This is a genomic window from Synechococcus sp. OH2 (assembly GCF_047462155.1).
Lineage (GTDB): Bacteria > Cyanobacteriota > Cyanobacteriia > Thermostichales > Thermostichaceae > Thermostichus.
This window is the reverse complement of the sequence record NZ_JANSIR010000067.1, coordinates 16996-35164: the sequence shown is the minus strand read 5'-3', so window position 1 is coordinate 35164 and position 18169 is coordinate 16996. Positions and strand designations below refer to the sequence as shown.

General features: G+C 60.6%; 15 protein-coding genes. 6 read left to right on the top strand and 9 right to left on the bottom strand.

The window, feature by feature from the left end; all coding sequences use genetic code 11:
* Positions 1 to 661: M16 family metallopeptidase (locus tag NW835_RS05705; RefSeq protein WP_414414753.1), on the top strand; the 661-nt coding region annotated here is incomplete at its 5' end.
* Positions 662 to 677: 16 nt separating this feature from the next.
* Entirely contained in the window at positions 678 to 1961 is a 1284-nt protein-coding gene (locus NW835_RS05700; RefSeq protein WP_414414774.1) for a M16 family metallopeptidase, read from the top strand.
* 86 nt (positions 1962 to 2047) lie between these two features.
* On the opposite strand, the gene NW835_RS05695 is transcribed toward NW835_RS05700, so the two are convergent.
* Positions 2048 to 2767, bottom strand: coding sequence for a DUF554 domain-containing protein (locus NW835_RS05695; protein ID WP_414384940.1), 720 nt, complete (start codon positions 2765 to 2767; stop codon positions 2048 to 2050).
* A gap of 158 nt (positions 2768 to 2925) precedes the next feature.
* Here NW835_RS05695 and NW835_RS05690 point away from each other — a divergent pair, with 158 nt between their 5' ends.
* Both NW835_RS05690 and NW835_RS05685 read left to right on the top strand, forming a co-directional pair.
* Positions 2926 to 3450, top strand: coding sequence for a GNAT family N-acetyltransferase (locus NW835_RS05690; RefSeq protein WP_414364013.1), 525 nt, complete (start codon positions 2926 to 2928; stop codon positions 3448 to 3450).
* Positions 3451 to 3453: 3 nt separating this feature from the next.
* Complete coding sequence (locus NW835_RS05685; RefSeq protein WP_414363992.1) at positions 3454 to 4164, top strand: esterase/lipase family protein; 711 nt, start codon at positions 3454 to 3456, stop codon at positions 4162 to 4164.
* A gap of 6 nt (positions 4165 to 4170) precedes the next feature.
* Here the strand turns inward: NW835_RS05685 and psb29 are convergent, their stop codons facing one another.
* A complete protein-coding gene (psb29, locus tag NW835_RS05680; RefSeq protein ID WP_414414752.1) occupies positions 4171 to 4890 on the bottom strand; it encodes a photosystem II biogenesis protein Psp29 in 720 nt (239 codons plus the stop codon).
* Between the two features lie 151 nt (positions 4891 to 5041).
* Between psb29 and proB the strand changes: the two genes are divergently transcribed.
* Positions 5042 to 6157, top strand: coding sequence for a glutamate 5-kinase (gene proB / locus NW835_RS05675; protein WP_414414751.1), 1116 nt, complete (start codon positions 5042 to 5044; stop codon positions 6155 to 6157).
* A 22-nt stretch (positions 6158 to 6179) separates the two neighbouring features.
* Here proB and arsJ read toward each other — a convergent pair whose 3' ends face one another.
* The 4 genes from arsJ to NW835_RS05655 all read right to left on the bottom strand — a co-directional run bounded on the left by arsJ (position 6180) and on the right by NW835_RS05655 (position 12324).
* Entirely contained in the window at positions 6180 to 7466 is a 1287-nt protein-coding gene (arsJ, locus tag NW835_RS05670; protein ID WP_414414750.1) for an organoarsenical effux MFS transporter ArsJ, read from the bottom strand.
* 27 nt (positions 7467 to 7493) lie between these two features.
* The gene (locus tag NW835_RS05665; protein WP_414363996.1) at positions 7494 to 8504 is read right to left on the bottom strand and encodes an ArsJ-associated glyceraldehyde-3-phosphate dehydrogenase; all 1011 of its coding nucleotides are present in this window, start codon (positions 8502 to 8504) and stop codon (positions 7494 to 7496) included.
* 994 nt (positions 8505 to 9498) lie between these two features.
* The gene (gene murI / locus NW835_RS05660; RefSeq protein ID WP_414377734.1) at positions 9499 to 10377 is read right to left on the bottom strand and encodes a glutamate racemase; all 879 of its coding nucleotides are present in this window, start codon (positions 10375 to 10377) and stop codon (positions 9499 to 9501) included.
* A 75-nt stretch (positions 10378 to 10452) separates the two neighbouring features.
* Positions 10453 to 12324, bottom strand: a complete 1872-nt coding sequence (locus NW835_RS05655) for an N-acetylmuramoyl-L-alanine amidase (RefSeq protein WP_414414749.1) — start codon at positions 12322 to 12324, stop codon at positions 10453 to 10455.
* A 160-nt stretch (positions 12325 to 12484) separates the two neighbouring features.
* On the opposite strand from NW835_RS05655, the gene NW835_RS05650 reads away from it, so the two are divergent.
* The gene (locus NW835_RS05650; RefSeq protein ID WP_414372321.1) at positions 12485 to 13603 is read left to right on the top strand and encodes a hypothetical protein; all 1119 of its coding nucleotides are present in this window, start codon (positions 12485 to 12487) and stop codon (positions 13601 to 13603) included.
* A gap of 59 nt (positions 13604 to 13662) precedes the next feature.
* On the opposite strand, the gene NW835_RS05645 is transcribed toward NW835_RS05650, so the two are convergent.
* The 3 genes from NW835_RS05645 to NW835_RS05635 all read right to left on the bottom strand — a co-directional run.
* Positions 13663 to 15963: a DUF1796 family putative cysteine peptidase gene (locus NW835_RS05645; RefSeq protein ID WP_414414748.1), complete on the bottom strand. Its 2301-nt coding sequence runs from the start codon at positions 15961 to 15963 to the stop codon at positions 13663 to 13665.
* 329 nt (positions 15964 to 16292) lie between these two features.
* Positions 16293 to 17627, bottom strand: coding sequence for a sensor histidine kinase (locus NW835_RS05640; protein WP_414372325.1), 1335 nt, complete (start codon positions 17625 to 17627; stop codon positions 16293 to 16295).
* A gap of 24 nt (positions 17628 to 17651) precedes the next feature.
* Positions 17652 to 18169: tRNA-(ms[2]io[6]A)-hydroxylase (locus NW835_RS05635; protein ID WP_414414747.1), on the bottom strand; the 518-nt coding region annotated here is incomplete at its 5' end.

The following is an 18169-nucleotide window of genomic DNA, read 5'->3' as shown; positions in this document are numbered from 1 at the left end:
CCCCGCCAGTGGCCCTGCCTGGACAAGGCCCCCAATCCCGCCTCAGCCCCACCCGCAGGGGATCCTGCGCCGCGAGAGCACCCATGCCCGCCTAGAGCAGGCCCGTCTAAAATTGGCCTGGCCCACAGTTAGCCTCGACGCCTGGGAGCAAGTTTGCGGCCTAGAGCTGCTGGCTGCCGTGCTGGGGGATGGGCGTACTTCGCGGCTGGTGCATCTGCTGCGGGAACAGCGGGGCTGGGTGAGGGCTATCGGCTGCTCTTCGCTGGTGCTGAAGGAGGGGGGGCTCTTTTGCATCAGCGCCCACCTGGAGGTAGAGGATTTGGCACGGGTGGAGGCAACCCTCCTGCACGAGATCGAGAAGTTGCAGCAGGATGGCATCGGCCAAGCGGAGCTGGAGCGCGCTCGGCGCATGCTGACCCACGAACTTCTCTTCTCCGCCGAGTCCCCCAGCCAACTGGCAAGCCTCTACGGCTACTACGAGACCCTGGTCGGGGTGGAGCGCCTCCAGGAGTACCTGGAGCTGTTGCAAGCGTTTACCCCAGCGCAAATCCGCGAGCTGGCTCAGCAGTACCTCTCTCCTGAGGCTTACGTGGTCGCTCTGCTCAAGCCGGCTGCATCTGACGCTGCCGCGGCTTCGGAGCTCCAACTGGCCTGCCGCTAGTGATCCTCAAGCTGTGATGCACCCCACCCTGCCCACCTCCCAGCGTGGCCGGCTGCAGCGCCTCCACCTGGCCAACGGTATCACGCTGCTGTTGGGCCAGAACCCGATGGTGGAGATCCTGGCCGCCCACTGTTTTTTTCGTGGCGGCAGCCGGGTAGAGCAACCGCAGCAGGCGGGCTTGAGCCACCTGCTGGCCGCTGTCCTCACCAAGGGCACTCGGCAGCGCAGCTCCCAAGCTATTGCCGCTTGGGTGGAATCGTTGGGAGCTTCCCTTTCTGTAGACAGCGCTGCTGATCATTTCGAGGTTGGCCTGCGCTGTGTATCGGAGGACTTTCCGGAGCTGTTGCAGTTGCTGGCGGAGATCCTCCGGGATCCCAGCTTTCCCGAGGCGGAGGTGGCGCGGGAGCGGGAGCTGATGCTGCAGGCCATTCGCGCCCAGCAGGAACGGCCCTTTAACCTGGCCTGGGATCAGGTGCGGCAGGCTCTCTATGGGGATCACCCCTACGCCCTGCCGGGGTTGGGACGACTGGAGACGGTGGGATCCCTGACCCGCGAGGATTTGCTGGCCTACCACAGCACCTACTGCCGCCCGGAGGGAATGGTGATGGCGGTAATCGGCCCAGAGCCACCGGAGACGATGGCAGCCCAAGTGGAAGCTGTCCTGGGAGATTGGGTGAGCGCTGGCCCCCCTGCCCCCGATCCCACTCTGCCTCTGCCCCCCTTGGAGAAGCCGCAACTGCGAAAGCTCTCCCAACCCACCCAGCAGACGACAATCGTGCTTGGCTTTCGCGGCTCCCCTGCCTCTTCTGCGGATTATCCCGCCCTGAAGCTACTGGCCACCTACCTGGGCAGCGGCCTGTCCAGCCGTCTTTTTGTCGAGCTGCGGGAGCGCGGCGGCTTGGCCTACGAGGTCTCCGCCTTCTTTGCCACCCGTCGGGATCCCGCCCCTTTTGTGGCTTACCTGGGCACGGCAGCAGAGAACACTCCCGTGGCGCTGGAGCGCCTGCAAGCAGAGATCCAGCGCCTCCACGACACCCTCCTGAGTAGCGAGGAAGTGGAGATGGCCCAGCGCAAGCTTTTGGGCCAATATGCCCTTAGCAAACAGACCAACGCCCAAGTGGCGCAACTGGCCGGCTGGTACGAGATTTTGGGGTTGGGCATGGAGTTCGACCAGCAGTATTTGCAGAGGGTGAGGCAGCTTACCCCTGCCCATCTCCAGCAGGCTGCAAAAACCTACCTGGTCAACCCAGCTATTGCCCTGGTGGGGCCGGAAGAAGCTTTGGCAAAAGTTGAGCTGTAGGTGGGTGCCCCGAGATAGGCTGCTGCCCCGGGTGATCAACGACGCCACCTTTGCCGCTGCCAGCCCCCAGCTTCCCCACCAGTCCCCTAGAGGTTGAGATCCCAGAGGGGGAAAAATCCCACCAGCAGTTCCACAATGACCAAAGCCGGCAGCAAGTTGGCCACCCGCAGGCGAGCCAGGCCCAGTAGGTTAATGCCAATACCCAGGATGAGGAGCCCCCCGGTCGCTTCCAAGGCGGCAAGCAGGTCTGGGCGCAACAGCGGCTGCAGTTGGTGGGCCAGCAGGGCCACGCCCCCCTGAACCAAGAGCACCGGCAGGGCGGAAAACAGCGTGCCCCAGCCCAGGCTGGCGGTAAAAGCTAGGGTGGCAATGCCATCCAAGGCAGCTTTGACCAAAAGCAGCGAGGGATCCCCCAAGCCATCCTCAATGGCGCCCAGCAGGGTCATGGGGCCGACCACAAACAGGAGGGTGGTGGTCACAAAGGCGCGAGCAATAGGGCTGGGGCCTAGCCAGCGACTGATCTGCTTTTCCAGGGCCTGTCCCAGCCGCTCAAAGGCAGCCTCGAGGTCGATCCCCTCCCCCAGCAAAGCCCCCCCGATCAGGGCCAGCAAAACCGTTACCGCTTGGGCAGCGCTGCTGAGGGTAAGGGCCATCTGGATCCCCAAGACCAACACCAGGGATCCCATAGCTTGTAGCAGGGTTTGGCTCATGCGCTCTGGCAAACGGCGGCCCAGCACCCAGCCAAGGCCACTGCCCAAGAGGATGGCAAGGGCGTTGACGAGGGTGCCGGTGCCGGGGAGAGCCATAGGACGTTCTCGCTGGCCAGACTGGATTATAAGTCTCCCTATGGGTCTCTTCCAAGCCGGCACGGCAGCCGCTGAGCAGACGGGCCGCTTCTGCTGCCGATCCCAGCTATACTGAGGACATGCTCACAAAAGTGGGCTTTTGCCCCACTGCAATTCCAATGAGTTTTTGGAAAGGCCTGTTTGGCTCAGCAGGGACCGCTGCCACCAAAGCGTCAACACAAACGGCCACACCCCCTCCTCGCCAGGAGACAGTGGCGGTGGGAGGAGAAACCATTGTCTTTAGCCTGGATCCCAACCTGGATCTGTATGAGCTGGAGGAACTTTGCGATGCAGTAGGGTGGTCGCGTCGCCCTATCCACAAGGTTAGGAAAGCCCTGCAACATAGTTTTTTGGTGGTGTCGATGTGGCAGCAGCGGGGCAGCTACCGTCGCCTCATCGGCTTTGCCCGCGCCACCTCTGACCATGCCTTCAATGCCACCATCTGGGATGTAGTGGTGCATCCTGAGTTTCAGGGCCGAGGGCTGGGGAAGCGGCTGATGGAAAAGGTAATCCAGGAGTTGCGCGCCCAGGACATCAGCAACATCACCCTTTTCGCCGACCAGGGGGTGGTCAGCTTCTACGAGCGGCTGGGCTTTACACCTGACCCGGAGGGGATCAAGGGCATGTTTTGGTACCCGCGCTAGCCCATGGCTGCTCTGCCCACGGTGATCTTGCCCGGCTACTTGGCAGGTGCCTCAGAGTACGAGCCTTTGCGTCAGGAGCTGGAGGCCCGCGGCTATGCGGCCCGGGTGGTGCCCTTGCAGGTGTACAGTTGGTTTCCCACGCTGGGGGGAAGGCCCGTCACCCCCATCTTGCGGGCCCTCCAGGCCACTATCCAACGCACCCAGGCCGAGTTTGCAGTTGACCAGGTTAACTTGGTGGCCCACTCCGCTGGCGGCTGGATTGCCCGCATCTACCTGGGATCCGTGCCCTACGGGGGGCAGGTGTGGCAAGGGCGAGAGCACGTTGCCACTCTCATTAGCTTGGGATCCCCTCACACCAGCCGGGAACGCTGGACAAGGCGTAACCTGGACTTCGTCAACACCCACTACCCAGGGGCCTTCTGGCCGCAGGTCAAGTACGTCTGTGTGGCCGGCAAGGCCATTCAAGGGCGCCGCCTGGGCCTGGGATCCCTGTGGCGGCAGGAGCATTACCTGGCTTGGCTGGCCTACAACAGCTACCGGCTTACCGCCGGCCAGGGGGAGCTGTGGGGAGATGGCATCACCCCCCTCGAGGCTGCCCATCTGGCAGGGGCCATCAACCTCACCATTCCCGACTGTCACCACTCCGGTCGCGGCGGGCGGCGCTGGTACGGCTCGCCTGAGGTGGTGGACAGGTGGGCCCAGTACTTGGCTTAGGAGGGCTTAGCTGCCGGGCTCTTGGGGATCGGCGACGGAAGTCCCGGGCAGTGAGGCGGTGGATTGGCGGCGCTCCTGTTGGCGCCGGGCTGCTTTAACCATCTCCTCGACGATGGCCCGCGCCTGCTTCAGGCGATCCAAGCTGCTGCGGTAGAGCTCCAGATCTTTTTTGACTCGCTCCGGCGAGAAGGGCAAGTTGCTGATCACATCCTCCAGAAAGTGGCGGGTGCGCTCTTCCGGCTCCTTGTAGAGCGAGGTAGCCACCGCTTCGTAGGCAGTGTAGAGACCAACCGCCAGAACCCGGCTGTAGGCGTACGGGGACTGGGTCATACGCTGCAAAATGGCCTTCAGCCCGCCCACATCCTCCGCCTCTGGCTTGAGACAGAGCAGGTTGTATCGCTGGACAGGATCCCCGCTGCGCACCAACTCCAGCAGGTCGCGGGCGTTCTTGCGCAACACCTCCGGCTTCAGGTGCAGCGCCTTGCAGAGGGCGTTGAAGATGGCCTCGCGCTGCTCTGGGGGGTGGTAGGCTTCCATCAGCCTGTCATAGAGGGTAACCAGACCTAGGGCAAAAAAGGGATCGTAGACGAAGGCGCTGTTGACGGTGGTCAGGTGCAGCTCCACCAGCAACTCCTCCCCCACCCGCCGGTAGGCGGCGTTGATCGGGCGAGGGTAGGCGCTGAAAAAGGCCGCTTTGGTGGCGGAGAGGGTACGAACAGGATTCACAGCCAGAGAAAGAGAGACCTTGAGACAGACTTATTCCTTCTCCTATTGTCCCCTGCAGCGACTCCGAGGGCAAGCAAGGGCCCTGGTTCCGCTATGGTGGGATACGGATGGCGAACCCTGGCTAGGTCGAGCAAGTGGATCGAACAAGAAGATGGCAGCAACAGAGGGAACAGTGGTGGTGAAGATCGGCACCTCCAGCTTGACAGACATGCAGACGGGCTCGCTGCGCCTTTCTGTGCTGGGGCCGCTGGTGGAGGTGCTGACGCGGCTGCGCAGCCAGGGCTATGCGGTAATCCTGGTCTCCTCCGGAGCGGTGGGAGTGGGCTGTGCCCGCCTGGGCTTGCGCCAACGGCCAACAGCGATTGCAGAAAAACAGGCGGTGGCGGCGGTGGGCCAGGGGCGGCTGATCCGCCTGTACGATGATCTCTTCTCTGCCCTCAACCAACCCATTGCTCAGGTGCTGCTCACCCGCGGCGACTTCGTGGAGCGCAGCCGCTACGTGAACGCCAATCGCACTTTTACCCAACTGCTGCAGATGGGAGTTATCCCCATTGTTAATGAAAACGATACCGTGGCGGTGGAGGAGCTGAAGTTTGGCGACAACGATTCCCTCTCAGCCTTGGTAGCCAGCATGGTGCAGGCCAAGTGGCTAATCCTCCTCACCGACGTAGACAGGCTCTACTCAGCCGATCCCCACCGCGATCCCTCCGCCGAGCCCATCGAGCGGGTGGAGCACGGGATGCCTTTGCGGGTCAAGGCCGAAGCCCAAGGCAAAAGTGGCTGGGGCACGGGCGGCATGGCCACCAAGCTTACTGCCGCTCAAATTGCCACCTCTGCTGGCGTGACGGTGGTAATCACCAACGGCAAGCGGCCCGACCAGATCCCGGCCATCTTGGCTGGCGAGCCCATTGGCACCCGCTTCGACCCAGCTCCCCAGCCTGTTAGCGCCCGCAAGCGGTGGATTGCCTACGGCCTTATCCCCGAGGGATCCCTCACCCTGGACGAGGGGGCAGTGCGGGCAGTCTGTGAGCAAGGGCGATCCCTGCTGCCGGCAGGGATCGTAGAGGTTTCCGGCGACTTTGAGGCAGGAGCTGCCGTGCGCCTGTGTGATCCCAGCGGACGCGAGGTAGGCAGGGGCCTAGTCAACTACAGCGCCGAGGAACTGCGGCGCATCAAGGGCAAAAAAACTGCCGAGATCCCCTACATCTTGGGCTACGAAGGGGTGGATACCGCCGTCCATCGGGATAACCTAGCCCTGCTTGAGTGAGGGATCCCCCTTCCGGCAAGCCTCAATCCCCCGGCTTAACCACCCACTCCACCGGAGTTTTGCTGGGATCCGGCAATTTCAGCGAGAACAGCCCTGCCATCAAAATCAACAGGGTGGAAAACCAGAGGCAGCCCACCAAGCCATAAAGCTGGAAGAGGATCCCGGAGGTCACCGTCCCCAGCAGGCGCCCACCGGAATTGGCCATGTAGTAAAAGCCCACGTTGAGGGCAACATCGTCATCTTCCGTGTAGGCCAACACCAGGTAGGAGTGCACCGCCGAGTTGAAGGCAAAGACAATCCCAAAGAGGATAAGGCCACCAGTAACTACCCATTCCGGCGGCAGGCCAGCCATAAAGGCGGTGGCAATGATTGCCGGCACTGCTGTCAAGGTAAATGTCCAGATTTGAATGGTTCGGGCCTTGGGAGCGCGACCCGGGCGACCTCCTCCCAGGAGTTGGGGTGCTAGGAACTGGATGATCCCATAGCCAATGACCCAGATGGCCATGTAGCTGCCCACCTGCATAAAGCTCCAGCCCAGCTCGTCGTAGAGAAACACCGGCAGGGCCACCACAAACCACACATCCCGCGACCCGAACAGGAAAAAGCGGGCTGCTGAGAGGAGGTTAATCTCACGGCTTTTGGAAAACAGCCGCTTGAAGGGGATCTTCGCCTTAACCTTGCCCATATCCGCCGGCAGTAGCACCCCCGAAGAGAAGATCAAAGCTAGCGCCCCCGCCTGGACAAAATTGGCCATGCGGAAGCCCAGGGGATCCCCGTAGATCTCGGTGAAGATCTGCAGCAGGGCCGCCCCCACAAAGAACCCCGCCCCCTTGAGGGCGTTTTTGGATCCCGTCAGCATGGCCACCCAGCGGAAGAGGCGGGATTCGGCCTCCTTGGGCACCACCAGCCGGATGGCGCTTTTGGAGCTCATCTTGGTGAGATCCTTGGCGATCCCGGCCAGGGCCTGGGCCGTCATCACGTAGGCCACCTGGCCCCAGACTGGCCACTGCAGGTTGATCACCCCCAGCATCACCAGGCCGAAGATCTGGATGGCGATGCCTCCGTAGAGGGTGAGCCGCAGGCCAAACAGGGATCCAATCCAGCCGCCCAGGAAGTTGGTGATCACCCCGAAGATCTCGTAGAAGAGGAACAACATGGCAATTTGAATGGGGGTGAAGCCCAACTTGTGGAAGTGGAGCAGCACCAACATGCGGATGGCGCCGTCAGTGATGGTAAATCCCCAGTAGGCGGCGGTTACTAGGGCATAGTTGCGCACTGCGGCAGCTTGGGCACTTGAGACAGAAGTCATGGGCAGGTCTCCAAGGGGGGGATGCTTCTATAAACTGAGAGCCACTTTGCGGGCCAATTCCGCCATGCGGTTGGCGTAGCCCCATTCGTTGTCGTACCAAGCCAGGATCTTCACCTGGGTGCCATCTACCACCATGGTCGAGGGCGCATCCACAATGCTGGAGCGGGGATCCCCCTTGAAATCCACCGAGACGAGGGGCAGCTCCTCATAGCCGAGGATGCCCTTGAGTTCCCCCTCGGCTGCAGTCTTCAAGAGGTGATTGACTTCTTCCACGGTGGTGGGCCGCCTCACTTCGAACACAGCGTCGGTCAAAGAGGCATTCAGCAGGGGCACGCGCACCGCAAGGCCGTTGAGCTTGCCGTTGAGCTCAGGATAGATGAGGCCAATGGCCTTAGCCGAGCCGGTGGTGGTGGGCACCAAAGACAGCAGAGCCGAGCGAGCCCGCCGCAGGTCTTTGTGGGGAGCATCCACCATACTTTGGGTGTTGGTGACGTCGTGGACGGTGGTGATGACCCCGTGCAGGATGCCGATCCCTTCGTGGATCACTTTGACCAAGGGAGCTAGGCAGTTGGTGGTGCAGGAGGCGGCAGTAAGCAGGTGGTGGCGAGCCGGATCGTAGAGGTGGTCGTTGATGCCCATGACGATGTTGAGGGCCTCTTCATCCTGGACAGGGGCAGCCACAATGACCTTGCGCACCCCCGCCTTGAAGTAGGCGTCCAGCTCTGCCGCCTTAACGAATTTGCCCGAGCACTCCAGCACCAGGTCAATCCCCAAATCGGCCCAGGGCACTTCGCCAGGAGATTTAAATTCACTGAAGGTAAGGGTTTTGTCTTGGATGCGCAGCCGTTGCTCAGAGGCCTCGATGTCGATGTTCCAGCGGCCCTGCACCGAGTCGAACTTGAGCAGGTGAGCCGCAGTGGCAGGCCCACCTTTGATCTCGTTGATGTGGGCAAACTCCAGCTCCGGCCAACCCCAAGCCGCCCGCAGCACCAAACGCCCAATGCGGCCAAAACCGTTGATACCTACCCGTGCCGCCATGTCGGTTTCTCCTGGACTCGTTAGGAGGGATCCCAACCTTGACAATCAGGCAAAATCCCGCCTCGAGCTTACCAGAGCTGTCTACTCATTTCAAGGTAAGTTGATGGGTGGCTGGCCGGCCTCTGCTGTCTTTAAGGTCGGCTGTGCCAGGAAGCTCAAGGGGATCCGCCGGGACAGCCGCAAGCGGCAGCAGGGCTTCTCCTGAAGCCGACTCGCATCCCAGATGCACACAGCAGAGTAGCTGGGTAGCCCTGTACTCAGCGCTCCGCGCCGCTGACGCGAGTAGGGCGGGGCGGAAAAGCCTTCGAGCAGCTTTAGCGGCTCACCAACGATGCGGGTCGTTACTCTAGTTTTGGCTCACCACTCAGCAACCATGGACTACGGCTGTCAACAGGTTCTGATTCAGGACAGGAAGCCAGTAGCCCTACTGGAGTACCTCTGCCAGCAGTCCAACAAGGTCTACAACTGCGCTCTGTACTATGCTCGCCAAGTCTCTTTCAAGACCAAGCGACTGGTAAGCTACGCCCAGCTCTGCAGAGAGAGGGTGAGAACCAAGAACAAGCCCTTTGCGGCGATGCATGTCTCCTCTGCACAGCAGACCTGCAAATCGGCAGCAGAAGCACTAACGAGCTTCAAGTCGCTTTTGCAAGCGCAGCCGGACGCAAAGCCCAGGTTGCCACAGTACCGCAAGGCTGGACTGTTTCCCGTAGCCTACCCCAAGCAATGGCCAAAGTTCCAAGAAGGGCCGGTTAGAGTGGGCAAGCAAGTCAAGGCGTGGTTTGGCCTAGACGCTTTCTGGGTGCAGTTCCCTACCCATTTGCAGTGGGAAGACATCAACGAACTCAGAATCCTACCCCGACATGGGGTGTTCTACCTCGAGTGGGTGTATGCCAAATCTTCTCAGCCCCAACCCCTTGACCCAAGTGATCCGATGGCATAGATAGGCTGTGGGCTTGTGTTGAAGTTCCAGTTGGACTGGGATCTCAGGGCTCGCTCAGGGCCGGCGGGAGTTGTTGACATCCAAGGCCGGCCACTCCACCCGTTCCACCTGTGGCCGAAAGCCCAACCAAGGGCTGGCCAACTGGGCAAACCGCTCCGGATCCCCACTCACGTAGAAGCGGTGAGGTTCTGCCTGGGGCACAGTTGAGGGTCGGCGCAGGCCCCAGAGGCTGAGTTCGCGGGCCAGGGATCCCACCAGTGCCACGCCGGGATCCACCCGTCTGACCGAAGAGGGCAGCAAGGACTTCAGGAGAGGATCCAGCAGTGGGTAATGGGTGCAGCCGTAGACAAGGGTGTCGATCCCCCGCTGCAGGAGCGGCTGCAAGTAGCGTTCGGCGGCTTGGCGCAGCTCGGGGCCGTCCGACTGGCCGGCTTCGATGAGGGGGACGAACTCCGGGCAGGCCTGCTCCCAGCACTGGACAGTCTGGGGAGAGCGCTTGGGATCCAGGGCGCTGTACTCTTGAATAGCCTTGGAGTAGGCGCGGCTTTTGACCGTGGCCGCCGTGGCAATGACCCCAATGCGGGATCCCTGGGCCAAGGCTGCCTGGGCGCCGGGCAGGATGAGGCCAAGGATGGGCAGGGCAAACTCCCGCTGCACTTGCTCCAAAGCCAGCGCCGAGCTGGTGTTGCAGGCCATCACCACCACTTTCACCGGCTGCGCCTGCATCCAGCGGAGGATCTGCCGCACAAAGGTCAAGATCTCCTCCGGGGAACGATCCCCGTAGGGCAGCCGGGCCGTGTCGGCAAAGTAGAGAAGGCGTTCCTGGGGCAAGCGACGGCGCAAGGCCCGCCAAACTGTCAACCCGCCCAAGCCACTGTCAAACACCCCAATTGGCCAACTGGGATCCGGATCTGAGCCCCACTCCCAACGCATGCTCCCTTCTCCTCAACACCTTGGCTGAAGCTGCTGTATCCTAGCCTGGGCGCGGCGACCCCTTTCCTGCCCTTTCTAGCGCTTGCGCAAGAAGGTCTCGATGCCATCGGCAATGGCCCGCGCCAAGATGGCCTGGTATTCGGGGGCAGCCAGTTTCCGCCCCTCAGTGGGGTTGGTAACATACCCCAGCTCCAGCAGCACTGAGGGCATGCCCACGGGCGTTCCCCGCACCACAAAAAAGCGGCCCCGCCTCACCCCCCGATCTGCAGCACCGGTGGCTTGCACCAGGCTGCGGTGCAGGATGGTGGCCAGCTCGGCGCTGTCGGGCCGCAGGTAATAGGTCTCGATGCCGTGAACACTGGAGCGCTCCAGAGCATTGGCGTGGATGCTCACCAGCAGAGTGGCGTTGGCCTGCACGGCCCTATCCACCCGCGGCTGCAGCAACACCTCGCGGTCATCGGTGCGCGTCATCACCACCGTATACCCCCGCTCCTGCAACAATTGCCGAACCTGGTGGGAAACGGAGAGCACAATGTCTTTTTCCTGGATCCCACCTACCCCGATGGCGCCGGGATCCCGTCCGCCGTGTCCCGGATCGATGGCGATGACCGTCCGGCCCAGGGGGGGAGGAGGGGAAGCTTGGGCAGGCGCCGGCGGCTGAGGGGTGGGCGGCGGTGCGTTGAGAGGCCGCAGCTCCAGGGTGATGCGTCGGGATCCCTGGCCAGGGTTGGGCTCAAAGACATTGAACTCTTCGGCAGGTTGCACCAGAATGCTGACCGTGCGGGCATCTTCCTGCACAAAGCGGATCCGCTGCACCGGTCCCCCGACCGGCAAGCCGGGATCCGGCAAGGACTCGGGCAGGCGTGCCGGGGCCACGTTGATGCGGTAGCCACCGCTTTCGGGATCCCAGCCGGCCCGGTAGAACATGAACCCATCGGCGCTAATGATGAGCTGATTCCCCCGCAGCTCCACAGAGCGTAAGGTAGCCAGCGGCCCTTGGGCCTCGGTTGGGCTGACATCAGGCAGAAGGCTGGCCTGGGCAGCACCGCCAGCAGGCTGGATCCAGATTCCTCCCTGCTGCGGGTCGTAGCGGGCCTCCCAATCCCCACTGGAAGGATCCACATCCAACACCACGCGGGCAATGGTGGGCTCGAATTGCCCCACCCGTAGCCGCAAAACCCCCAGGCGGTTGACAGTATAGATCCGCTGGGTGAGGGCAGGGCTAAGGGTGGTGTTGAGAAAATCCACCACCACCCGATCCGGATCCAGGATGCGCCGCACCGTGGTGGAAGGGCTGCCCTGGGTGCGGATGAAGAAGCCTTCCGCCTGAGGGGAGATGGCCAAGATCTGATGGCCGGAACGGGCAGGTGGGGGAGGTAGCCCGGCATCGGGGCGGCGGGGCAGCGGTGGGGACGGTGAGATGGGATCCCTGGGGCCAGGCGCCGAGGGAAAAAGCGGTGCGGTGGGCGAGGGTTGGCCAGCCTGAAGGAATTGGACAGCCCAGCGGGAGGGGCTGGCAGTGAGCAGTTGCAGTTGGTCGAGGCTAAGGGGCTGATCCGGCTGCAGGTGCAGCACAAAGCGAGTGATGGTTGGGGTGAGCTGCCTGATCTCCAACGAAGTAACCCGTCCTGGAAAGGTCTGGGTTTGGGGCTCCCGTCCAAAAAGGGTGTTGGGAAAATCCAGCACCACCCTAGGAGGGTTTTGCAGCACAAACACAAAAGGCCGCACCTCTCCCTCGGTGTTGACCTCTAGCCACCCCCGCTGTGGGTCGTAGTGCCAACGGTCAATGCGAGACAGACCAGGAACAGGGGTTGGCTGCGCTTGAACAGGCAAGGGGGAAAACAAACCTGCCCCGGCTAAAGCCAGTAGCAGCGTCGCTCCCCACAGGGCGCTCTGCCTAGACGGTTTGGGATCCCGTCTTCTCCCCAGCTTGCCCAATTCCCGCATGATCCTCCATCCACTCCAGCACACCTGCTGCCCTCAACTATACCAACCTCCCCCAGCAGCGACCCGAGAAGGAGCGCAATTTCGCCGGTGCTTGCCAGGCTGGGGATAATGGGTAAGGATCCTCGTCCTGCCGCCGCCTTGCTCTGGGAAGTAACTGGCAATGCCCGCCTTCCCCGATCCCCTCGCCCTGGCCCGCGCTGGGAACGGCCAAGCAATTGTGCGAGTTGTTCGGCTGGAGCTGCTGCGACGGGGCTGGCCTGCGCAAGTACATTTTGCTGACAACACCCTGCACATCCACCTGCTGGGATCCCTGCCCCAAGGCCTCTCGCCGCCAGGGGTTGCGGCTCAACTGTTTTTAATGGTGAAGCAACTGCGGATTCCACGCCTCGAGCAATTGGAAATCCGCGCTTTCCGCGGCTCCCAGTTGCTTTGGCAGCGCAGCCTGCGCCTAGGATCCCAGTCGCGTTGGGATCGCTTTTCTTTTGATAGCTGGACAGTCAACCTCTGGGCCTATCCGGCTGCAGTGGTGGTGGCCCTGCTGGTAAACAACATTGCGCTATTGCAGGTGCTACATCTCCCTTGGCACATTTGGATTCACGAGCTGGGCCATGCCACAATTGCCTGGTGGAGTGGGCATCGCGCTTTGCCCTTACCGTTTGGCTGGACCAGCATCAGTTCCCAAAGGGATCCCTTTGTGTACTTTGGGATCCTCTTTTTATTGGCTTTGCTCTTCAAGTCGGCTCGCGAGGAGCGGATCCGATGGCTGCAGCCATTGGCTATTGTTCTTGCTCTGCTGCAGTTTTATATGACCTGGCTCATGCCCAATCGCACTAAAGAAATGCTCATTACCTTTGGCGGCGTGGGTGGTGAGTTTTACATCAGCACCTTCTTAATAGCCTGCTTTTATCTTCGCTTGCCAAATCGCTGGCGGTGGGACTTTTGGCGATTCGTCGTTTTGGGAGTTGCAGCCAGCAGCCTCTGGAGAAGCTTTTGGCAATGGCACAGCATTCAAAAAGGGCTAGCTCCAATTCCGTGGGGAACTCTGCTGGGTGGCCAAGGGGATGCTGGTGGGGATATGAACCGCTTGGTTGATGATTTTGGCTGGAGTGCCGACCAAATTATCCAGACCTACAAATGGTTAGGGAACTTGTGCGTTTTGTTGATATTGTGCTTGTATGTCATATTTTTATTGCAAATGAACGATGAGATTTGGCTAAACCTACAAGCAAGGCTCATCCTCTGGGCTGATGCTCTTTTTAGGCGAAGCAAACGCCACTGAGGTAAGGCGGAGCAGGCCCCTACCGGCAGCTTCGCGTTCTAGGTTAGAATCTCAGACAATTAAGATGGCTGGGGAGGACACCAGAAAAGATTGCGGCTGGAAACTCCCAGAGAATGGAGGATCTCCCTCATGATCCCTGTGCAGTACTGCCAATGCTCGGGATCCGCACACATGCGGTCGGGGTTGAACTTCATATCGCAGTGGATGACATTGGGGATCCCGGCAAACTCATCCGAAGACTGGGGGGAAATGATGAGGAGCAGAAAGGGTTTGCCCTTGCGCTTGGCCGACAATTTATCCATCAAGTCGATCACTGCGCCCCGCTGACAGCCGCCTGTGCGCACAAACAAGATCTTGTCCGCCTTTTCCAAGACATATAGAAAGCGCTTGGCGCGGGCTGTGTAGCGGGTTCGCATCCGCTCGTAGATGGGGCTCATGTCCCACAAGGGATCTTCCCCTTCTTCCAGCTCATGGCCAAAAGATAGGCTTGTCCACTTGCTGTGATAAATGCGGCGATCTGCAGGGCTGTAGCGCAAGTATTGGGGATCCCACATGCCCTGAAAATCGTGGTGGATCATATCGGCCACATCCGCTAGGTTGCTGGTGCGGGTCAAATCAAAAGGAAATGCAGGCCCGTCGTATTCCAGCTTGTAGAGCAGCATTCGCACTGCACAGCGATCCCCCAGGGGAACAACAGCAACGCGATGAATATCAGATAAGGCGCATGTGTATTCCAATAGCATGACCGAGTTGGGAGCGGCCTTGACCCGGCTTTCCAACCCCCCTTCTCCAATCATCAACGTGCGGAAAGGAGCATCGCGATAGAGGGGATCCTCATAAACCCCTGATGGCAAAGCTTTGAGGGCAGCCCGCACTTCCTTCCACATGGGGTGGATGTTGTACTCGTGATTGCTCCGATTGATCACGCACAGGCGAGGCCTGGGATCAGAAGAGCCTTTTGAAGATCCACTGAGCTTGAGAAGGGTCAACGATCCATCCTCGAAGATCGTTTCTACTGCTTCTGCGGAAAAGAACTGAGCTATTGGGGAGAAGATGAGGTCGGCATCTGCAGGAATGGAGAGGGTGGTTTGAACCGAACTGTCCTCTTGTATGGAAAGTAAATGTAGGGTCTTGTCTCCTATCCTTGCATCGCTTCTGCCAATATACAGTCCCGGCTGCAGGCGTGATTTTTGGAAAGCAGTCTGCAAAGATTGCCAAGTTGGCGCAAGGGTATAAGGGTAGGGGGTTATATTCACGATGCGAAATTGATCTCTGCCTATTTCTGCAGCTACCCAAAAGCCATTGCCGTCTTCAAAAATGATTCGTTCTGCAGTGGATTGAGCCAGCTTTCCACGAGCCGACAGAACTTGGCCGGGATCCAAGAGCGAGAGATCGATGGCCTCAAACATGACCCGATGCCCCCTGGAATTGGGGTGAGCGGGGTCAAAAGCAAGGTCTGGCTTCCAGCGGCCCTGACCATCGTCTAGGATGGGCAGCCAATTGAACACAGGGCATCCCCAACCGAGCATCTTTTGCTGAGTTTCCTGCAGAAGCAGATGCTGTTCTGGACCATAGTCGCCGTGAGGATAGACCCCTGCCAAGATGGGCAAAGCGCCTATATTTTGAATCTTCTCAATCAGGCGTCGCAGGCCGTTTTCAAACCGCCTTTGGACGGCACGTCGATGCTCCGGCAGAGCCGTGGCCAAGCCCTCATTTCCCAACGACAAGGCCACAATTACCACGTCCGGTTGTTCGGGAACGACAACTTGATCAAACCGTGCCAGCGTTCGGCTGACCGTAGCCCCCAATTCCGAGAGATTACGCACCCGATGGCCGTAGCGCTCCCGCAAGGCTTTCTGCAACAGCCAGGCCCAACCTCGCAATAGCCAGGCGCTGCACCCCAGGGCAACGGAGCTACCCAAAACAACTATCTTCAGTCCCGGCAAATCTTCAGGCTCAGGCTCAAGAATAGGGGTGGCAAAATAGCCGTAAGGACAGGAAGGGATCCGGCCAAACTCGCCATCTTCCACGATCAAAACTGATGGCAAAGGCTGAGGCTCAAGCGGCACCCAGCGATTCCTATCGGCAGCTTCCCAAATAACTTCGCCATCGGCCTGAACGCGCAGATATCGGTACTCCACTCGAGGGGTCTCTTGAGGCCACTCCCCGGAGGATAGGGGGCCAGAAGTGCCATCTGCCGGGCCTAATGGCAACTCCACCCACCAGAGCGGATAACAAGCGGGATCCGTCTGCAGCCAAACACAGCGGCTCGGATCCCACGCACCCAAGCGAGGGCTGGATCCCACCAGGGCAATTCGATCACCGGGCTGAGTGGTGGCGCGAACTTGGAAACGATACATTTTTTTGGAAGTTTTTGGAGGAGGGGGAGAGGAACTTCTCCGGACTTGCCGGTAAACAGACATACTCAAGCAGTCGGCTTACTACCCTGCCGGCAACTTGCAAGAGAAAGCAGAGGCTGGGATCCAGTTCCGCCTCATCTATCTTAGTCCTGACTTTGCTTTTAAAGAGAAATTCTGAAATCCGGAAACAGAAAATGACGGAAAGTCAGAAAAGGAGCCTCAGCTCAAAAGTAAGGCTATTAAGCCAGGATGTTTGCAGTAAAGAGTAGACTGAACTTTATCCTGAATTTAACATACTGTCCAAGAATTGTCTGTTTTCTAGAGCACCTTTAGACAGTTTCTGGAGTGCAAGTTTCCAATCGTCGCTGGGGCAAAATCACCTCAAAGGTGGATCCCTGCCCCACCTTGCTCTCAACCCGCACCTGTCCCCGGTGCTGCTCGGTAATGCTTTTGACAATGGCCAGCCCCAAACCTGAGCCCGACCGCCGATTGGGATCCCCGCTGCGGGCCGGATCCACCCGGTAGAAACGGTCGAACAGGTGGGGCAGTGCCTGGGGTGGGATCCCCGGCCCGGTATCTTGCACCTGCAGCACCAGTTCTGGGGATCCGGAGCGCAGCCGCTGTTTTAGCCGCACCTGCACCTCGCCGCCGGGGGGGGTGTGGAGAAGGGCGTTTTCGATTAGGTTGGTGAACAGGCGGGCCAGTTGCTCTTCATCTCCCCAAAAGGCAAAGGGATCCCCTCCCGTCTCCTCTGGGGGGGCGGCCATATCCAGCTTTAGACGGATCCCTTTCTGGTTGGCCAAGCCCTGCAACTCTTCCACCACCTGCAGCAGCAGAGCATCCAGGGCACAGCAGCGGGGCTGGAAAGGCACCATGCCGCTGTCGTGGCGGGCCAGAAACAGCAGGTCGTCCACCAGCCGGCCCAGCCGCAGGCACAGCCGCTCCACCATCTGCCAGCGCTGGCGGGTGTCGGCATCCAATTGGGAGTCTGCCAAAGCCACCTGTACCGTGGTCTGGATGCTGGCCAAGGGGCTGCGCAGCTCGTGGGAGGCATCGGCGGTAAATTGCTTGAGCTGCTGGTAAGACTGGCGGATGGGCTGCATGGCCAAACCGGAGAGCAGCCAGCCGATTCCTCCTACACAGGCCAAACTGGCCGCTACCCAGAGGCTGAGATCCCGAATGAGCTGGCGTGTCGGCTTGCTCACCTCAAACCAGGGGTGGCTGACCCGCAAATACCCCAGCAGCTTCCCACTGGCCAGGATCGGCTCGGTGAACTGGCGCAGCCAATACCCAGGTGCGATGCGGGCGGTGTGCAGGGATCCCTCCGTCAGCAGGGGGGCAGGGATGCCGCCGGGCACGGTGGACCAGATGAGGGATCCCTGGGGATCAAACCACTCCAGGTCGATGTGGTCGTCTGCTAGGGTGCTGGGATCATCCCGAAAGCTGGCTTCCAAGCTGTGGCGGGCCTGCTGCGGGTCCAAGAGGCTCTCGTCCACCACCAGGGAGCGCTCGACAATTTCCACCACATGGCCCAGCGTGTCGTCCACCCGCTCAATCAGGGTTGACTGCACATACCAGTAGAAGCTGCCGGCAAACAGCAACAAAAACACCCCCGTTACCACCGTGTACCAGAGGGCCAGCCACCGCCGCGTTGCCTGGAACATGGGGTTGCATGGGAAGGGGAGAGGTTAGCTGTGGACACGAGGCTCGGGGTGAAGGGTGGAGAGGATCTCGGCTTCCACCTGCAGCAAAGCGTCCAGCCGCTCCTGCACCGGCTCGGCGGGGAACTGTTCTAGCGCCAGATCCAAATACAACTGCCAGTGCCGCTCTTCAGCCGCCGCCAGCCAGAGGTAAAACTGCCGCAGCTCCGGGTCGGGGACGTGGATCCCCAGCAGGCCTAGGCGTTCGTGGCTGCGGGCCTCGATGATGGCGGCCACTAGCAGTGCATCCAAGAGATGCTCCGGCTCGGAGCGGCGTAGGTGCTGGTTGAGGCGGCTGGCATAGGGAGCAGCCGAGAGGGGCCTGATCGGGATCCCCAGCCGTTGCAGGTGCCGGTGAACCCGCTCAAAGTGCTGCAGCTCCTCCCGCGCCAGTGGTGAAAGGGCTTCCACCAGCCGCCCGTTGGCCGGGTAGCGAAACAGCAAACTGAGGGCATTGCCCGCTGCTTTCTTCTCGCAGTTGGCGTGATCTAGCAAGATCAGGTCGA

What these genes read in the sequence shown, in the direction of transcription:
- NW835_RS05665 (WP_414363996.1), bottom strand. Translation starts at nt 8,504, where the DNA reads ATGGCGGCACGGGTAGGTATCAACGGTTTTGGCCGCATTGGGCGTTTG.
- NW835_RS05700 (WP_414414774.1), top strand. Translation starts at nt 678, where the DNA reads ATGCACCCCACCCTGCCCACCTCCCAGCGTGGCCGGCTGCAGCGCCTC.
- NW835_RS05655 (WP_414414749.1), bottom strand. Translation starts at nt 12,324, where the DNA reads ATGCGGGAATTGGGCAAGCTGGGGAGAAGACGGGATCCCAAACCGTCT.
- NW835_RS05650 (WP_414372321.1), top strand. Translation starts at nt 12,485, where the DNA reads ATGCCCGCCTTCCCCGATCCCCTCGCCCTGGCCCGCGCTGGGAACGGC.
- NW835_RS05640 (WP_414372325.1), bottom strand. Translation starts at nt 17,627, where the DNA reads ATGTTCCAGGCAACGCGGCGGTGGCTGGCCCTCTGGTACACGGTGGTA.
- murI (WP_414377734.1), bottom strand. Translation starts at nt 10,377, where the DNA reads ATGCGTTGGGAGTGGGGCTCAGATCCGGATCCCAGTTGGCCAATTGGG.
- arsJ (WP_414414750.1), bottom strand. Translation starts at nt 7,466, where the DNA reads ATGACTTCTGTCTCAAGTGCCCAAGCTGCCGCAGTGCGCAACTATGCC.
- NW835_RS05645 (WP_414414748.1), bottom strand. Translation starts at nt 15,963, where the DNA reads ATGTATCGTTTCCAAGTTCGCGCCACCACTCAGCCCGGTGATCGAATT.
- NW835_RS05690 (WP_414364013.1), top strand. Translation starts at nt 2,926, where the DNA reads ATGAGTTTTTGGAAAGGCCTGTTTGGCTCAGCAGGGACCGCTGCCACC.
- NW835_RS05685 (WP_414363992.1), top strand. Translation starts at nt 3,454, where the DNA reads ATGGCTGCTCTGCCCACGGTGATCTTGCCCGGCTACTTGGCAGGTGCC.
- proB (WP_414414751.1), top strand. Translation starts at nt 5,042, where the DNA reads ATGGCAGCAACAGAGGGAACAGTGGTGGTGAAGATCGGCACCTCCAGC.
- NW835_RS05695 (WP_414384940.1), bottom strand. Translation starts at nt 2,767, where the DNA reads ATGGCTCTCCCCGGCACCGGCACCCTCGTCAACGCCCTTGCCATCCTC.